This is a genomic window from Campylobacter sp. BCW_6460 (assembly GCF_001762705.1).
In the GTDB taxonomy this organism is placed as follows: Bacteria; Campylobacterota; Campylobacteria; order Campylobacterales; family Campylobacteraceae; genus Campylobacter_D; species Campylobacter_D jejuni.
This window is the reverse complement of sequence record NZ_MJXI01000033.1, coordinates 82173-99435: the sequence shown is the minus strand read 5'-3', so window position 1 is coordinate 99435 and position 17263 is coordinate 82173. Positions and strand designations below refer to the sequence as shown.

Annotated in this window: 17 protein-coding genes; 11 read left to right on the top strand and 6 right to left on the bottom strand. The window is 30.6% G+C overall.

Translation table 11 applies throughout. The features are described 5' to 3' along the window. Nucleotides 1–24: 24 nt before the first annotated feature. Together holA and AJ881_RS06195 are read right to left on the bottom strand one after the other, a co-directional pair. The gene (gene holA / locus AJ881_RS06200) at nt 25–990 is read right to left on the bottom strand and encodes a DNA polymerase III subunit delta (RefSeq protein ID WP_070282717.1); all 966 of its coding nucleotides are present in this window, start codon (nt 988–990) and stop codon (nt 25–27) included. Then, complete coding sequence (locus tag AJ881_RS06195; RefSeq protein ID WP_070282720.1) at nt 983–2917, bottom strand: RNB domain-containing ribonuclease; 1935 nt, start codon at nt 2915–2917, stop codon at nt 983–985. Before AJ881_RS06195 ends, holA begins: the two co-directional genes overlap by 8 nt. 118 nt (nt 2918–3035) lie before the next feature. Between AJ881_RS06195 and ilvC the strand changes: the two genes are divergently transcribed. From ilvC to AJ881_RS06170, 5 genes are read left to right on the top strand one after another with little or no spacing between them, the layout of a single operon-like run. After that, nucleotides 3036–4058: a ketol-acid reductoisomerase gene (ilvC, locus tag AJ881_RS06190; RefSeq protein WP_070282722.1), complete on the top strand. Its 1023-nt coding sequence runs from the start codon at nt 3036–3038 to the stop codon at nt 4056–4058. Between the two features lie 3 nt (nt 4059–4061). Continuing rightward, nucleotides 4062–5144 carry a divergent polysaccharide deacetylase family protein gene (locus tag AJ881_RS06185; RefSeq protein WP_070282724.1) on the top strand — a complete coding sequence of 361 codons (1083 nt, stop codon included), beginning with the start codon at nt 4062–4064 and terminating at the stop codon, nt 5142–5144. After that, nucleotides 5134–5907, top strand: coding sequence for a DNA-processing protein DprA (locus AJ881_RS06180; protein WP_070282774.1), 774 nt, complete (start codon nt 5134–5136; stop codon nt 5905–5907). Before AJ881_RS06185 ends, AJ881_RS06180 begins: the two co-directional genes overlap by 11 nt. Continuing rightward, nucleotides 5904–6287 carry a Holliday junction resolvase RuvX gene (gene ruvX / locus AJ881_RS06175; protein ID WP_002861336.1) on the top strand — a complete coding sequence of 128 codons (384 nt, stop codon included), beginning with the start codon at nt 5904–5906 and terminating at the stop codon, nt 6285–6287. The genes AJ881_RS06180 and ruvX overlap by 4 nt, the downstream gene beginning before the upstream one ends. A gap of 28 nt (nt 6288–6315) precedes the next feature. Beyond that, nucleotides 6316–7155 (top strand): RsmB/NOP family class I SAM-dependent RNA methyltransferase, encoded by an 840-nt coding sequence (locus AJ881_RS06170; RefSeq protein WP_079676197.1) that lies wholly within the window; start codon nt 6316–6318, stop codon nt 7153–7155. Nucleotides 7156–7330: 175 nt separating this feature from the next. Here AJ881_RS06170 and msrA read toward each other — a convergent pair whose 3' ends face one another. From msrA to aspS, 4 genes are read right to left on the bottom strand one after another with little or no spacing between them, the layout of a single operon-like run. Beyond that, nucleotides 7331–7828, bottom strand: coding sequence for a peptide-methionine (S)-S-oxide reductase MsrA (gene msrA, locus AJ881_RS06165; protein WP_002871350.1), 498 nt, complete (start codon nt 7826–7828; stop codon nt 7331–7333). A gap of 40 nt (nt 7829–7868) precedes the next feature. Beyond that, entirely contained in the window at nt 7869–8387 is a 519-nt protein-coding gene (gene ppa, locus AJ881_RS06160) for an inorganic diphosphatase (RefSeq protein WP_002871349.1), read from the bottom strand. A 9-nt stretch (nt 8388–8396) separates the two neighbouring features. Beyond that, complete coding sequence (locus AJ881_RS06155; protein WP_002855137.1) at nt 8397–8975, bottom strand: adenylate kinase; 579 nt, start codon at nt 8973–8975, stop codon at nt 8397–8399. Further along, on the bottom strand, nt 8972–10723 hold the full coding sequence (gene aspS, locus AJ881_RS06150) for an aspartate--tRNA ligase (RefSeq protein ID WP_070282776.1): 1752 nt from the start codon (nt 10721–10723) through the stop codon (nt 8972–8974). Before aspS ends, AJ881_RS06155 begins: the two co-directional genes overlap by 4 nt. Nucleotides 10724–10813: 90 nt before the next feature. Between aspS and AJ881_RS06145 the strand changes: the two genes are divergently transcribed. The 6 genes from AJ881_RS06145 to AJ881_RS06120 all read left to right on the top strand — a co-directional run bounded on the left by AJ881_RS06145 (nt 10814) and on the right by AJ881_RS06120 (nt 17258). Next, entirely contained in the window at nt 10814–11674 is an 861-nt protein-coding gene (locus AJ881_RS06145) for an NAD(+) kinase (RefSeq protein WP_002871347.1), read from the top strand. Next, a complete protein-coding gene (locus AJ881_RS06140; protein WP_070285350.1) occupies nt 11674–13197 on the top strand; it encodes an AAA family ATPase in 1524 nt (507 codons plus the stop codon). Before AJ881_RS06145 ends, AJ881_RS06140 begins: the two co-directional genes overlap by 1 nt. Nucleotides 13198–13302: 105 nt before the next feature. After that, nucleotides 13303–14547 carry a bile resistance response regulator CbrR gene (cbrR, locus tag AJ881_RS06135; RefSeq protein ID WP_070252541.1) on the top strand — a complete coding sequence of 415 codons (1245 nt, stop codon included), beginning with the start codon at nt 13303–13305 and terminating at the stop codon, nt 14545–14547. Further along, nucleotides 14538–15353, top strand: coding sequence for a TatD family hydrolase (locus tag AJ881_RS06130; RefSeq protein ID WP_002871344.1), 816 nt, complete (start codon nt 14538–14540; stop codon nt 15351–15353). Before cbrR ends, AJ881_RS06130 begins: the two co-directional genes overlap by 10 nt. Next, a complete protein-coding gene (locus AJ881_RS06125; RefSeq protein WP_052858977.1) occupies nt 15353–16471 on the top strand; it encodes a lytic transglycosylase domain-containing protein in 1119 nt (372 codons plus the stop codon). Before AJ881_RS06130 ends, AJ881_RS06125 begins: the two co-directional genes overlap by 1 nt. Beyond that, complete coding sequence (locus AJ881_RS06120) at nt 16431–17258, top strand: septal ring lytic transglycosylase RlpA family protein (protein WP_053872258.1); 828 nt, start codon at nt 16431–16433, stop codon at nt 17256–17258. The genes AJ881_RS06125 and AJ881_RS06120 overlap by 41 nt, the downstream gene beginning before the upstream one ends. The last annotated feature ends 5 nt before the right edge of the window (nt 17259–17263 follow it).

The window sequence follows — 17263 nt, the reverse complement described above, 5'->3', positions numbered from 1 at the left end:
TATTTATTTTTACCAAGTATAAATCTAGCTTTTCAAAATCCTTGCAAGTTTAAGCAAATTTGAAATTAAAAATTCTTTTTTTATGAGTTTAGAATTGGTTTTAAGCTCGTATTCGCATTTAAGCAAAAGAGTGAAAATTTCTTTATATTGTTCGATTTTTAAACTAAAGGCTTGAGAGCTTAAATTTTGTCCCACTTGAGGGGGTGGAGTGTAGCCTAAAAGCTCTTTAAAATCAATTTTGCCATTGATTTTAGCATAAAGTGCGATTTTAAATAAACGATAAAAAGAATTATATAAAGAGTTGATTAAAGCAATTTCATTAAAATTATCTAAAATTTTTTCAAGTTCGCTTTTAAAGTCTTGTTTTTTTAAAATTTTCTCAAAAAAGCTTTCAAAACTTCCTGTATTTAAACTATAGCAGTATTGTTCTATGGTTTTTTCATCTACTCTTAAACTACTAAATTTATTAAGCTCACTCGCAGCAAGATACAAGTTTTCATCAAAACTTGTAAAAAGGGTAAACAAAGCATTTTGAGTGATTTCAACCCTTAGTTGTTTTGCTTTTATGCTTAAAAGCTCCACGCCTTCTTTAGCTCCGTTAGCTTTAAAAAATCTTACAAAATGAGGAGAGAAAATTTTTTCTATGTCGCTTTGCTTTGAACTTTCATCATAAAGTTCTAAAAGAAAGAAATTGTTCGCATTGTTTTTGCAAAGTTCGACTAAAATTTTAAGATCTTTTATTGGAATTTTTTTAGAAGTTTTGATTTCTAGTAATTTTTTTTCGCTAAAAAGCGATCCTGTGCTTAAAAAATCACTTGCATGAGTGAAGTTGTATTCTTCAAAAAAAAGTTTTAAAGTTTCATCGGGCTTATATTTTTCTTTTATAAATTCAGCATAAAGTTCACTTTGAAAATTATCTGCTCCATAAAGAAAGAAAAAATTAGGCATTGAGTCTTTAGAAAGTAGGGTTTGGAGCTCTTTTCTATACATTTTCTTCCTTTATAAGTCTTTGGGTGATTTTAGCATAAATTTTTGCCATAACTATATCCGCTTCCATGATTTGCACTTCAACACTTTCTAGTAAATTTACACGCGTATCATAAAGGATTATATCCGCTCCTTTGATTTCATCATCTAGTTTGGCTATGCAAACTCCATCATTTTGCACAACTAAAGCTTTAAATTTTTTGCCTATATTTTTAGCTGCCCATCTAGCAAATTTTCTATCCATAAAATCAAAAGCAACCTTATCCGCCTCTCTTTCAAGCGTACTAAGACTCTCGCAAGTGCTTTCTATGTTTAAAAGCAGATAATTAAAAAGTTTTTCATCGTTTTTTTGTTTGGCTTTTAAAAGTCTGTGCAAAATAAGATCAGAATACCTTCTTATAGGGCTTGTAAAATGTGAGTATTTATCAAAACCTAAGCCAAAATGTCCCGCATTTACGCTAGAGTATTCCGCTTTTTTTTGTGCTTTGATGATGAGTTTATCTACTTCTGCTCTTAAATTTAACTCATCGGCTAAAGCTTGTATGTCTCGTATGAGTTCAGGAAGATTGGGCTTAAAATTTACATCGATTCCGAGTTCGCGTAATTCATTTAAAAGTTTATCGATTTTTCTTGTATCAGCACTTAAGTGATTTCTAAAAATACCTATATCTATGAGTTTTGCTGCCGCTTTATTGGCCAAAAGCATACAATCTTCGATCAAATTATGCGAAGGCGTGTCTTTTTCAAAAACTGTGCTTTTTAGACTTAAATTTTCATCTAAATTCATTCTTAATTCTTCGGTGCGAAATTCAAAGGCATTTTTAAGACGCATTTTGCGTAAATTTTTTGTGATTTCAAAAAGCTCATAAAGCCATGAAAGTTCTTTTAAATCAGGTTTTTGTACCAAAATTTCATCAACTTCATCGTAATTAAAACGGCGTTTTGAGTTGATAATACCTTCAAAAAGTTCTTCTTTTATGACTTTATTTTCATGATTGAGCGTGATTTTAAAACAATACGCTAAGCGATCTAAATGAGGTTTTAAAGAACAGATATTTTCACTTAAAGGATGCGGTAACATAGGTATAGCAATATGTGGAAAATAAATAGAAAATCCACGATTTCTTGCTTCTTTATCTATAGCGCTATAAGCATAAACATATTCGCTAACATCAGCAATAGCTACATAAATTTCTCGTTTTTGAGTGTCAAAATAAATCGCATCATCAAAATCTTTTGCATGTATAGGATCTATGGTGCAAAAAGGCAAGGCTCTTAAATCCATGCGATTTTCATACATACTCGCATCAACGCTATCACCGTTTGCTAGAGCTTCTTTGATACAAGCGTCGCTAAATTCGTTATTTTTATTAAAAAGAGCTAAGGAGATTTTTTCATCTACGCTTTCATCATCGATATGTCCTAAAACTTCTATGATATTGTTATTTTCATTTTCTATTTTTAAAATTGTCCCTAAAGGTAGTGCTTTTAAGGATTTTTGAGAAGCTTTTAAGGCAGTGCTTAATCCTGTTTTGATATTCATTCCAAGCACGGCTTCGCCGTACCTTTTGGTGATCACTAAAGAGGTTTCATTGGCTCTTTTTAGAACCAAAATCACCTTTGCACTGGGGCGTTTTTTCTTTAAAGGTAGAAGTTTTACTGCGACTATATCTTTATAGTTTGCGCCTTTTAGGTTTTTGTTTTCTATCAAAAGATCTTTTTTGAAACTTTCATCAAAGCATTGTAAAAAACCTGTGCCTTTACTCGAAATATCAAGTACTCCAAAGGCAAAACCATTGTTAAGATAGTATTTGTTTTTGTGTTCTTTGATGATGTGATTGGCTAAAAGCTCTCTTAAAATTTGTTTAAATTCATTGCTTACTTCGTGAGAGCTAATGCCATAACTAAGACTGTTTAAAAATTCTTTCACTTTTAATACTTTATGATTTTTTGTAAAATTCTTACATAAAGTTTATAAAAAAAATATGAAATTTATACTTTAATTGCTATAATAATACCTTTAATTTTTGAATTTTTAAGGAGTGAATATGGCTATTACGGTATATTATGATAAAGATTGTGATTTAAATTTAATCAAATCAAAAAAAGTAGCAATTATAGGCTTTGGCTCTCAAGGACACGCTCATGCGATGAATTTAAGAGATAATGGCGTAAATGTAATTATCGGACTTCGCGAAGGTAGTGTAAGTGTTGTTAAAGCAAAAAATGCTGGTTTTGAAGTAATGAGTGTAAGTGAGGCTTCTAAGACAGCAGATGTGATTATGATTTTAGCTCCTGATGAAATTCAAGCAGATATTTTTAATGTCGAAATAAAACCAAATTTAAGTGAAGGTAAGGCTATAGCTTTTGCGCACGGTTTTAATATCCACTATGGTCAAATTGTTGTTCCAAAAGGTGTAGATGTTATTATGATAGCACCTAAAGCACCAGGACATACAGTAAGAAATGAATTTACTTTAGGAGGTGGAACTCCTTGCTTGATAGCTATTCATCAAGATGAAAGTAAAAATGCTAAAAATTTAGCCTTAAGTTATGCGAGTGCGATTGGGGGCGGACGCACAGGTATTATAGAAACAACCTTTAAAGCCGAAACAGAAACAGATCTTTTTGGTGAACAAGCCGTGCTTTGTGGTGGACTTAGCGCTTTGATTCAAGCAGGTTTTGAGACTTTGGTTGAAGCAGGTTATGAACCTGAAATGGCTTATTTTGAGTGTTTGCATGAAATGAAACTCATTGTGGATTTGATTTATCAAGGTGGTATTGCAGATATGCGTTATTCTATCTCAAATACTGCAGAATACGGCGATTACATTACAGGGCCAAAGATTATTACTGAAGAGACTAAAAAAGCGATGAAAGGTGTTTTAAAAGATATACAAAATGGTGTTTTTGCAAAAGATTTTATCTTAGAACGCCGTGCAGGTTTTGCTAGAATGCATGCAGAACGCAAAAATATGAATGATTCTTTGATAGAAAAAACAGGACGCAATTTGCGTGCTATGATGCCTTGGATCAGTGCTAAAAAATTAGTAGATAAAGATAAGAACTAAACATTGTCAAAGAAAAAATTAGTTCAAATTCAGCGTTATTTAATCATAGCTATACTTTTTTTACTTTGTATAGCTTTAGCTTTGGGAATTTTAGTAAAATATCAAAATTCCCAAGATGTTTCTTCTGTTAAGCTGGATTATTTTGTTGATAAACAAGAAGATTTAATTTCATTAAACAAAGATCATTATGAAATTGGTATTTTTCAAGAGAATGAGTTTGATAATAATAAATCTGTAAGTATTTTAGAGCAAAAAATTCAAGAAATTGATGATTTAAATACAAGTTTAAATGAGCAAAATTTAAGCAGCGTGGAGCAGAATTTAAGTTTAGAGCAAAATCAGAGTTTAGAACAAAATTTTATTCCAAAAGATACAAATTTAACCCAAGATCAAAATTTAACTTTTGATGAAGATATTCATTTAAATAAAATTTCTAAAAAACCAAAACTTGCTATTATTATCGATGATATGGCAAATGCAAGTCAGGTTAGAGGTTTAAAAGCTTTAAATTTAAAGTTAAATCCTTCTTTTTTTCCGCCAGATAAAAACCATAGCGAAACGCCAAAACTTGCTTTAAAATTTGATTTTTATATGGTGCATTTACCTTTAGCAGCGATTAATTACAATAAACCCGAGCTTGATACTTTAAATCCAAATGATAGCAAAGAAAGAATTTTTAAAAAAATCAAGCAAATTAAAAAAGATTTTAAGGATTTAAGATATATCAATAATCACACAGGAAGTTTATTTACAAGCAATGAAGAAGCTATGAGAAAGCTTTACGAGGCTTTAAAAAATCAAAATATATTTTTTGTAGATTCTAAAACTATAGGAAATTCTAAGGCAAATAAAATCGCTAAAGAACTCAGTATGCCTTATATACAAAGAGATGTGTTTTTGGATAATGAAGATGATGTTAATTATGTTAAAAAACAACTTCAAAGCGCAGTAAAACTTGCACAAAAAAAAGGTTTTGTTATAGCCATAGGACATCCTAGGAAAAATACTTTTAAAGCCTTAGAGCAAAGTAAGGATTTGTTAAAAGGCGTTGATCTTGTGTATTTGAGTGAAATTTATGGCAAGTGAAATTTTGCCTGATGAATTTTTAGAGCTTTTTCAAGATTTAAAAAAGCCTCCTAAAAAATTACACTATAAAGGAAATTTATCTTTATTAAAACAAGATAAAATCGCTATTATAGGTTCAAGGCGTATGAGTGTTTATACGAAAAATTGTGTTTTTTCCTTAGCGAGTATGCTTAAAAATGCTCATCTTTGCGTGGTAAGTGGCGGTGCTTTGGGTGTGGATATCACCGCAAGTATGGCGGCTATGCCAAATACTATAGGTATTTTTGCCAATGGTTTGGAACAAATTTACCCAAGAACTAATGAAAAAATCATTAAACAAATTTATGAAAATGCTTTAGCTTTAAGTGAATACGAAAATGATTATTTGCCAAAAAATTATGATTTTTTACTAAGAAATCGTTTGGTTATTGCTTTAAGTAAGGCTGTTGTGGTTGCACAAGCAGATATAAAAAGTGGTTCTATGCAAAGTGCAAGGCTTGCTTTAGAGCTTAATAAACCTTTATATGTTTTACCGCAAAGACTAGGAGAAAGCACAGGGACTAATTTGCTTTTAAAGGAAAATAAAGCAAAGTTAATCTGTGATTTTAAAGAATTTGTAAGCGAGTTTGCAAGTATAGATACAAATCAAGATGAGTTTTTAGAGTTTTGTAAAAAAGGTGTGAGTGTTGATGAGGCTTTAAAAATTTATGGACAAAAAGTTTATGAATACGAACTTGAGGGAAAAATTTCCATAGAAGGGCTTTTTATAAGGGTTTTAGTATGAGAGCTTTGGCTTTAGATGTAGGTTTAAAACGCATAGGTGTAGCGCTTTGCGTAGATAAAAAGATCGCTTTGCCTTTAGACGCAGTTTTAAGAAAAAATCGCAATCAAGCCGCTAATGAAATCAAAAATTTACTTAAAATACATGAAATTTCTTTACTCATTGTAGGTATTCCTAAGGGTGGGTCAAGTGAAGAAGAAATGACAAGACGCATTAAGCATTTTGTTTCTTTGCTTGAATTTGATAAAGAAATTTGCTTTGTGGATGAAAGTGGAACAAGTAAAGAAGCTTTAGGATACGGTGTAGCCAATACACGCAAAAAAGATGGTAAATTAGACTCTTTGGCTGCTTTTATCATGATAAAGGATTATTTTGCTCTCTAGAATAGAAAAACTTTATACCAAAGATGAAATGCAAAATATTTTATCTTCTTTTACTCAAGAAAAAAATGTTTGTGTATTTGCAAATACTTTAAAAATTAGCATTGAAGAATTAGAAAAAGAATTTTTAAAACAAAATTTAAAATTTAAAAAGATTAATGCTTATTGTTATTTGTTTGACGCTAAAGATAAAGCTATCTTAAGTTCTATGAAAGTTTTTAATGAGGGGTACTTTTATATACAAAATTATTCTTCTTATTTGTGTGCTTTAAATTTAGAGGTCAAAGCAGGGCAAAGTGTTCTTGATATGTGTGCAGCTCCGGGTGGCAAAAGTATCAATCTTGCAAATTTTATGCAAAATACAGGTTATTTAGCTTGCAATGAGATGAGTAGGGATAGATTTTTTATTTTGCAAAAAAATCTTAAAAATTACGGCGTGAATGCTAAAGTTTTTATGAAAGATGGTAAAAATATAGGCAATTTATGTCCTTTAAAATTTGATAAAATCTTACTTGATGCGCCTTGTTCAACTTTTGCTAAAATAGGTTTTGATTTGGAAAAAAGTTATAAAGAAATCAAAAATATTGCAAAAACTCAAAAAAAACTTCTACATTCTGCTTTAAAGGCATTAAAAATAGGCGGAGAGCTTGTATATAGTACTTGCACCTTTACCAAGGAAGAAAATGAAGAAGTGATAGAGAATGCTTTAAAAAGCGAGTTTAAATTAGAGCTTTTAGATATTGATTTGGAAAATGTTGAGGCTAAAGCAGGGCAAAGTGAAGAATTTGCTGAAATTTCAAAATGCAGACGGATTTTACCAAGCTTAAACTATGATGGATTTTTTATAGCTAAACTTAGGAAATTATGTTAATTAATAAAATTATTCACATTTAAATACAAATTCATAAAAAAACTTAAAAAACAATAAATAATTTTTTCTTTATTTTAAAGCTTAAAGTTCTATTTTTAAGCACTTTGAAAAGAAAATCACAGCGTGAAAAGGCTGTGAATAAAGTTGAAATTTTTTTAACCTTAAAAAGATGAAATTAGTCTGATTGTATTTTTTGCAGTTTTGGAGCTATTACAGCTTGACAATATCCTTGATTGGGATTATTTATAAAATAATGTTGATGATAGTTTTCAGCTTTGTAGTAAGTTTGCAATCTTGAAATTTTAGTAACTATTTTTTTGCTAAATATTTTTTGCTGTTCTTCGATAAAATTTTGAGCTAAAATTTTATCTTCTTCATTTTCGTAAAAGATTATTGAGCGATATTGCATACCAATATCTCCACCTTGTTTATCTATACTTGTTGGATCATGAATTTTAAAAAAGAGCGTTAAGATTTCAAGAAGAGAGATTTGTTTTTCATCGTAATTTATTTTGACAACTTCTATGTTACCATCACCATTACACACGCTTTCATAGCTAGGATTTGGATTTCCTCCGCTATATCCAACTTCAGTATCAATTACACCTTTTAGGCGTTCAAATACAGCTTCAACACACCAAAAACAACCACCACCTAAAACGATATTTTTCATTGTGAGTTTTCCTTGAGTTTAGCCCTTTGAAGGGCTAGGACTATTTGTAGTTTTTGATTGCTTTTTCTAAAATTTCAATTGCAGCTTTTTCATCTTTGAAATCTTGTACTTTAACCCATTTGTTTGGCTCTAAAATTTTATAAGTTTCAAAGAAATTTTTGATTTTATTTAAAGTTGCTTGTGGTAAATCTGTGTAAGTTTTTATATTATCATATCTTGCATCTATTTTTGAATTTGGAACCGCAAGAAGTTTTTCATCCATTCCGCTTTCATCTTCCATGATTAAAACACCGATTAAGCGGCAAGGAATCACAGCTCCAGCTTGGATAGGATATTCATTAAGTACTAAAATATCCACAGGATCACCATCATCAGCCAAAGTATTGGCAATAAAACCATAGTTTGCTGGGTAAAACATCGCGCTAGCCATAACGCGATCTACCATGATAGCACCACTATCTTTATCGATTTCATATTTTATGTTTGAGCCGTATGGAATTTCGATTACGGCATTGATTTTATTTGGAATATCTCCGATTTTGATTTTGCTTAAATCCATTTTTTCTCCTTATATACTTTGAATTTTTTTAATCAGTTCTTTCATATCTGCAACGATAGGTTCGATAGTGCGCTCTCCATCGATAATAAAATGAAGTTTTTTCTTTTGATAAAAATCTAAAATTTCATTTAAAGGTTCTGTATAAACTTTCATTCTATTGTAAAACACTTCTTCATTATCATCTGCACCACGATTTCTGCCTAGAACTCTTTCTTTGGCAACTTCTTCGCTTACTCTTACTTCTATGACGCCTTTAAGACAAATTTCATTTTGCTCACTTAAAACCTTGTCAAATTCCATCATTTGTTCTACGCTTCTTGGATAGCCATCGATGATGATAGTTTTAGTTGGAGCAGCTTTTAGTGCGCAAACTATAGTATTTACAACAACATCTAAAGGAACAAGATTGCCTTTGGATATAAAACTATCTATAGTTTTTCCAAGCTCACTCCCACTTGCTACTTCAGCTCTTAAAAGATCACCTGTTGAATAGTGTGTGATATTTGTCGCATCTGCTTGTGCGATTAAACTAGCATCGGTAGTTTTTCCACTACCTGGTGCACCTATGATTAAAAACAATTCTTTCATTTTATATTCTCCCTTAATTTGATTCCTAATTCTCTCATTGCTTCATTGTTAGCAGGTGATGGTGCATCTGTCATTAAGCATTGCGCTCTTTGGGTTTTTGGAAAGGCTATAACCTCTCTTATGCTGTTTGCTCCTGTAACTAGCATGATGAGTCTATCAAGTCCTATAGCGATACCTCCATGTGGTGGAGCGCCAAAACTTAAAGCATCAAGCAAGAAGCCAAATTTTTCTTTTTGTTGTTCTTCATTGATATTTAAAAGTTTAAATACTTTTTGCTGAATATCGTTTTTATGGATTCTTATACTACCTCCACCTAGCTCAACGCCGTTTAGTACTACATCATAAGCGATAGATGAAATTTCTTCTAAATCAGTCTCATTGATATTTTTTGGCATAGTAAAAGGATGGTGCATCGCAGAATAACTTCCGTCATCATTTTGCTCAAACATAGGAAAATCAACAACCCATAAGAATTCTAAGGCATTTGGATCTATAAGATTTAACTCGTTGGCTAAGAAAATTCTAAATCTTCCCATATAATCAAGCACGGTTTTTTTAGCTCCTGCACCGAAAAATACCACATCTCCTATTCCAAGCTCACAGCGTTTGCTGAGTTCATTTAAATCTTCTTCGCTAAAGAATTTGCAAAGTGGACCTTTAAGTCCATCTTCTTTAACTTGTATGAAAGCTAAGCCCTGAGCGCCAAATTTACGCACAAATTCTTCAAATCTTTGCATTTGTCTTTTTGAAAAAATAGTATCGCCTTTTGGAACGCGTATGGCTTTGATGCGATTTTTCTTTGTATCTTTGGCGATATTTGCAAAAATTTCATTATTTGACTTAGCGAAAATATCAATAACATCAATAAATTTAAGATCAAATCTTAAATCCGGCTTATCAGAGCCATAATTCTCCATAGCGTCTTTGTATTGCATTTGTCTAAAAGGGGTTTGAATTTCTTTGCCGCAAGCTTTGAAAATATCTTTTAAAAAAGTTTCGGCTACATTGATCACATCTTTTTGTTCACAAAAACTCATTTCAATATCAATTTGTGTGAATTCAGGTTGGCGATCAGCTCTTAAATCTTCATCTCTAAAACATTTTGCGATTTGAAAATAACGATCAAAACCGCTACACATTAAAAGTTGTTTGAAAAGCTGAGGGCTTTGTGGAAGAGCGTAAAATTCACCCTGATGCACACGAGAAGGTACGAGATAATCTCTTGCGCCTTCAGGGGTAGCTTTGGTAAGAATAGGGGTTTCAACTTCTAAAAATCCCATATTTGCCAAAGAATTTCTAGCTGCTATACAAGCTTTAGAACGCAGGGCAAAATTTTCATAAAGTTTAGGATTTCTTAAATCTAAAAAGCGATATTTTAAACGTAATTCTTCATTTACACTTTCATCAGCGATAGCAAAAGGAGGCACGGCACTTTCATTTTCTATGGTAAGTTTAGAAACAACTACTTCGATTTCTCCTGTTTTTAATTTAGGATTTACAAGTCCTTCACCACGTGGACGAATAGTACCTTCTGTAATAAGTACAAATTCATTTCTTGCATTGGAAGCGATTTCATGAGCTTCTTTACTATCATTTGGATCGCAAACAAGTTGGATAATACCACTTCTATCTCTTAAATCTATAAAAATAACTCCACCATGATCGCGGTAGCTATTTACCCAACCGCAAAGTTTAACGCTTTGACCAACATGGGAAATTCCCAAGTCTGTATTATAATGACTTCGCAAATTTATTCCTTGAAAAAGATTTTTTAAGATAATGAGCAAAATTATAGTATTTTTATTCTTTTGCTTTGCTAAGATTTGATATAATTTTTTATGCAAAATAAAATAGATCATAAAAATATTAAAAAAATTGGACTTGTTACACGACCCAATGTGAGTTTAGATAAGGAAATTTTAAAACTTCAATCGATTTTATCTATATATAAAGTTGAACTTGTATTGTTTAAAGAAAGTTCTGAAATTTTAGATTTGCCAAAGTATGGATTGGATGATTTGTTTAAAATATCTGATTTTGTTATTTCTTTAGGTGGAGATGGGACTTTGATTTCTTTATGCCGTAAAGCTTGTGAATACGATAAAGCAGTTTTAGGAATTCATGCTGGACATTTAGGTTTTTTAACAGATTTTAAAGTTGATGAAGCTGAAAATTTTTTTCAAGCTTTTTTTCAAGGAGAATTTAGAATAGAAAAGCCTTATTTGTTAAGTGTTTTTTTAGAAGATAAGCAAGGAAAAATTTTAGAAAAATTGGCTTTTAATGATGTGGTTATCAGTAAAAATAATCAAGCTTCTATGGCTCATATAGAAGTTTTTAGAAAAGAAAAGAAATTTAATGAATATTTTGGAGATGGGCTTATTGTTGCAACTCCTGCGGGTTCAACAGCTTATAATTTAAGTGCAAATGGGCCCATAGTTTACACTTTAGCTCAAGCTTTTATCTTAACTCCTGTTTGTTCTCATTCTTTAACACAACGCCCTATTGTCTTGCCAAAAGGTTTTGAAATAGAGATTATGGCAAAGGATTGCATACTTTGCATTGATGGGCAAGAAAATTATAAAGTAAATAATTTTAAAAGTATAAAAGTGGGTTTAAGTGATAAAAATGTGGCTTTAATTCACCCAAAAAATAGAGATTATTTTCAAATTTTAAAAGAAAAATTACACTGGGGAAATTGATGATAAATAGAATTTTTATGAAAGAAAATCTTGGTTTTAAAAAGGCTGAGCTTGAAATTTCTAAAGGACTTACCGTTTTTACAGGGTTAAGTGGAGCTGGAAAATCGGTCTTGTTTAAAGGAATTTTATCCGCATTTTCTTTGAGTGAAAGTGAGGCTAAAATTGTCGAAATAGAACTAGATGATAAGTTAGATTTAGAAAGTTTTGGCATAGAAAGTGAAGAGGAGAATGTTTTTAAGCTTTTAAAAGAAAAAAACACAAAATATTTTATTAACAATCAAAGCATAGCGAAAAAAAGTTTGCAAAATTTAAGTAAAACTTTTATTAAGTATTTAAGCGCAAAGGAAAATAACGAATTTGGAAATGAAAAATTTTTAAATCTCTTAGATGCCTTGGAAATGCAAGAAAATACAAATTTTGTTTCCTTTTTGGAAGATTTTAAAAAAGATTTTAATGCTTATAGTCAAATTTCTAATGAGCTTAATGCAATTTTAGAAGAAGAAAAAAAAGTAGAAGAATTAAAAGAATTAGCTAGAGTACAAATTGAAAAAATTTCAAGCATTAATCCTAAAATAGGCGAGTATGAAGAGCTTTTAATACTTAAAAAGAAGCTTTCTAAAAAAGATAAATTAGAAGAAGCTTGGAGTAAGGCAGAGCGTATTTTTGAGCTTGAAAAAGTTGTTATTGAAGCTTTAAATTTAAGCGAAGTTGATGCGAGTTTTTTTAGTGAATGTTTAAATGAATTGCGTGTGATTTGTGAAAATCAAAAAATGGAAGATTTGGATTTTGATGTGGAGACACTTTTAGATCGCATTGAAAATTTATCCTATCTCATCAAGCGTTATGAAAGCATAGAAAATGCTTTAGAAGTTTTAAAACAAAAAAAACATGAACTAGAACATTATGAAAATTTAAGTTTTGAAAAAAAAGAACTTGAAAAAAAAATTCAAGAATTAAAACAAAAATTAGAAGAAAAAGCACAAATTTTAACTCAAACAAGAAAGAAAAACCTTAAAAAATTAGAAAAATGTTTAAATAATTATCTTAAAGAACTTTATATGAAAGATGCAAGTTTGACGCTTAAAGAAAGTGGAAAAATTTCAATTTTAGGCAAAGATGAGATAATGCTAGATATTAATTTAGCTCATTTAAAAAATTTAAGTTCAGGTGAATTAAATCGCTTAAGACTTGCTTTTATAGCCACAGAATGTAAAATTTTAAATGCAGGTAAAGGGATATTATTTTTAGATGAAATCGATGCAAATTTAAGCGGAAAAGAGGCTATGAGTATAGCCAAGGTTTTAGAGGAGCTTTCTAAGTTTTATCAAATTTTTGCTATTTCTCATTTGCCTCAACTTTCCTCTAAGGCACATAATCATTTTTTAGTTGAAAAAAATGGCGAAGAAAGTAAGGTAAAAAAGCTCGATCAAGAAGAAAGAATTAAAGAGCTTGCTAGGATGGTAAGTGGAGAGCTTGTTAGTGATGAAGCAATCGAATTTGCTAAGACCTTGTTTAAGAATTAAGCGGATTTTTTATTTTGCTATGTTAGAATATATAACTATAAGATTTCCTTTCTTTTGAAATAAATATATTAAAAAATTTTTAGATATAAAGGTATTTTACACACTATGAATAAGAAAATTTTAATTATTGATGATAATAAAATGCTCGGCAAACTTTTGGCTAAAAAAATTCAAATGACTTTAAATTATGAGGTAGATATTGCTTTTGGTTTTGCTGAAGCTAAGGAGTTAATGAATAATAATTATTTTTTAGCTTTTGTGGATTTATGTTTGCCAGATGCCCCAAATGGTGAAGTTGTGGATTATGTTATAGAAAAGAAAATTCCTGCTATTGTTCTTACGGCTAGTGGTGATAAGGCTACTAAAGAAAAATTTATGGATAAAGATATATTAGATTATATTTTTAAAGAAAGTGAAACTTGCATTGATGAGATTATTAGTTCTATTATAAAACTTAATCAATATGCAAAAACTAAAGTGATTTTAGCTATGAGCAAGCTACCTGAACGTAATGAAATTAAAAAAATACTTACTCAAAGACAATTTAATGTTTTAGCTGCAGCTCATGGTGAAGAAGCAATGAGTTATTTAAATGATAATAATGATGTTAAGCTTATTATAGCAGATGTCAATATGCCAGTAATTAGTGGTTTTGAGCTTTTAACTCAAGTAAGAGAGCGTTTTAGCGATGATGAATTAGGTGTGATTCTTTTGGGGGATCATAATGATTCATTTGAAGCAAATTCTTTTAAAAATGGAGTTAATGAGTATTTATTCAAGCCTTTAAGCAAAGAAAGCTTTAATTGTCGCTTAGATCGTTGTTTATCTTATATGGATGATAAAAAATTTTTAAGCACTTATAATGTTTTAGATCCTGTATCTGGGGTTAAAAATTATAATGCCTTAATCGATGGAATAGATGATTATTTTAATGAAATAGCGACAAAAGACGAGGAATTTGCTTTTGCTTTCTTAGATATAGATAATCTTCAAATGATTAACGATGAATACGGCCGTGAAGTTGGTGATGAAGTAATTAAAATCTGTGCTAATGAAATAGTTAATGAAACTAAAGGAAGAGATCTTGTAGGTAGATATAGTGCAGAAAAAATTTGTATTTTACTTAAAAATATATCCCAAGAAAGAGCGATTAAAATCTTTTCTCGTATACGAGTAAATATAAAAAAGGCTGGTGTTTTGGTTAATTTAGATGAAGTCTTTTTTACAGCTTCTATAGGCGTGGTTTTTGGAAAAAGTGGAGATAAGATTGATTCTTTGGTTAATAAAGCGAGTAAAATATTGTCTCAAGCAAAAGATAATGGCAAGGATAGAGTTGAAGTATGTTCTTAAATCTTGATTTTCAAGATGGTTTAAGGATTGTTGATACGCATTGCCATCTAGACAGTGAAGCATTTAAAGATGATTTAGATGAAACTTTAAATCGTGCTTTTAAAAATGGTATAGAGAAAATCATCATACCTGGTGCTGATATAAAAGATTTGCCCTATGCGGCTACAATTGCTCATAAATATAAAAATATTTTTTTTGCAGCAGGGGTGCATCCTTATGAAATTGATAATTATGATGAGAAAATTTTAAGGCAATATTTATGCGATGAAAAGTGTGTAGCTGTAGGTGAATGTGGGCTTGATTATTTTCGTTTTAAAAGTGATCTTGCTGAAGAAATTCAAAAAGAAAAAGAAAATCAAAAAAAGATTTTTATCGCACAGCTTGAACTTGCTATTGAATTTAAAAAACCTGTTATCATCCACTCAAGAGAAGCAAATCATGATACTTATGAGATTTTACATGGGTATTCTAAGGATCTTGTAGGAGGAGTTTTACACTGCTTTAATGCAAGCGAGCATTTGCTAACTCTTTTTGAAGAGGGATTTTATTTTGGTATTGGAGGAGTTTTAACTTTTAAAAATGCTAAGAAATTAGTTGAAATTTTACCTAAAATTCCAAAAGATAGACTGCTACTTGAAACTGATGCTCCATATCTTACTCCAGAGCCTTATCGCGGTAAAAGAAATGAACCTTTGTTAACTCAATTTGTAGCAAACAAAATGTGTGAAGTATTGAAATTATCAAGAAAAGAGCTTTTAGAAATTTGTTTTAACAATTCTGAAAAATTATTTTTTAAAGGTTATTGATGAAAAAAATTTTATTGTGTTTTTTAATATGTTTTAATTTTCTTTTTGCACAAATTAATACTCCTGAATTTTATGAAAGACAAATGAATGTTTTAAGAAATTTGGATATTAATCCAAGTTTTATTAGTGATTTGATTTTTGTGCAAACTCAACAAGATATAAAATCAAAACACGCTCAAACTTTAATAGATAGTATGCAAAATTTTTCAAAAGTTACTCCTATGATAAGAAAAATTTTAGCCCAGCAGGAAGTTCCTGATGAGATTTTGTATCTAGCTATGGTTGAATCAGGCTTGAAAACTCATAGTGTTTCTAATGCCAAGGCTGTAGGGGTTTGGCAATTTATGCAACCAACAGCTAGAAATTTGGGTTTAAGAATTGATGCTTATGTTGATGAAAGGCGTGATCCGGTCAAGTCAACTTATGCCGCTACAAATTATTTAAAAGAGTTAAAAGAAGAATTTGGCAAATGGTATTTAGCGCTTTTAGCTTATAATTGCGGAAATGGTAAACTAAGACAAGCTATCAAACAAGCAGGAAGTGATGATTTAAGTGTTTTATTGAACCCTGATAAGAAATATCTTTCTTTAGAAACTAGAAATTTTATAAGAAAAATTTTAACGCTTGCTTTTTTAGCCAATGATAGGGATTTTTTACTAGATAAAGATGCGTCTTTAATGAATTATGCTTTAAGCAACGAATTCGCAAAAGTTGATGTGCCTTCTTCTGCATCTTTAAAAGAAATAGCTAAAAATTTAAATATGGATCTTGCAACTTTTAAGAAATATAATCCACAATTTAAACATAATTTTACGCCTCCTGGTAAAGGGTATTATATGTATATACCACTTAATAAAGTAGCATTTTTTGATAAAAATTTTAAAGCAGAAAAACTTGCGAAGGTTGATACAACTATACCTATGACAAGAACTTATATTGTTAAGTCTGGTGACTCTTTATATAAAATAGCAAAAAATTATAATATAAGTGTTGATGAAATTCGAGAATTCAATAAAATAGCAAAAAATCATCTTAGCATTAATCAAAAATTAATTATACCAATCAAGGAGAATAAAAATGCGAATAAAAACAATTACACTAAAGTTGTCAGCCGTTAGTTTGGGGGCTTTATTTTTTAGTGGTTGTTTAGGCACTAGTTTTTTTTCTAGCTTGGATAATGCTCAAGTGTATTATCCTTCAAATGATTTTAAAAGTAGTCCTAGTTCTTCAGGGACTAAAGGAACGATGAAGCCTTATACTATCAACGGCAAAACTTATTATCCTACTGTTGTAGCAGTAGGCGAAACTGCTGATGGTATTGCGAGTTGGTATGGGCCAGGCTTTCACGGCAAGAAAACTTCTAATGGTGAAACCTATAATCAAAATGCTTTAACCGCAGCTCATAAAACTTTACCTATGAATACCATCTTAAAAGTAACCAATCTAAATAACAATCGTCAAGTTACCGTTCGTGTAAATGATAGAGGTCCTTTTGTGAATAATCGTATTATAGATTTATCAAAAGGAGCTGCCAGTCAAATTGATATGATTGCTTCAGGAACAGCTCCAGTAAGGCTTGAGGTTATAGGGTTTGGATCAAGTAATTCGGGTAATAATATTGTACATTCTAATGTAAACTATGGAAATAGTGGAGAGATTGCAAATAATGGACAAATTTATGAAGGTGGAAATTTCATGGTTCAAATTGGAGCCTTTAAAAACCCAGCTGGAGCACAAACGATAGCAGCAAGATATAAAACTTATAGAACTTATAGCTCTACTATACGCACAAGCTCAGTGGATGGATTAAATCGCGTTTTCTTAACAGGCTTTAGAAGTGAAGATGAAGCAAGGGATTTTGCTGCAAGTGGTGCATTTGCAGGTGCATTTGTTGTAAGAGAGTAGAAATT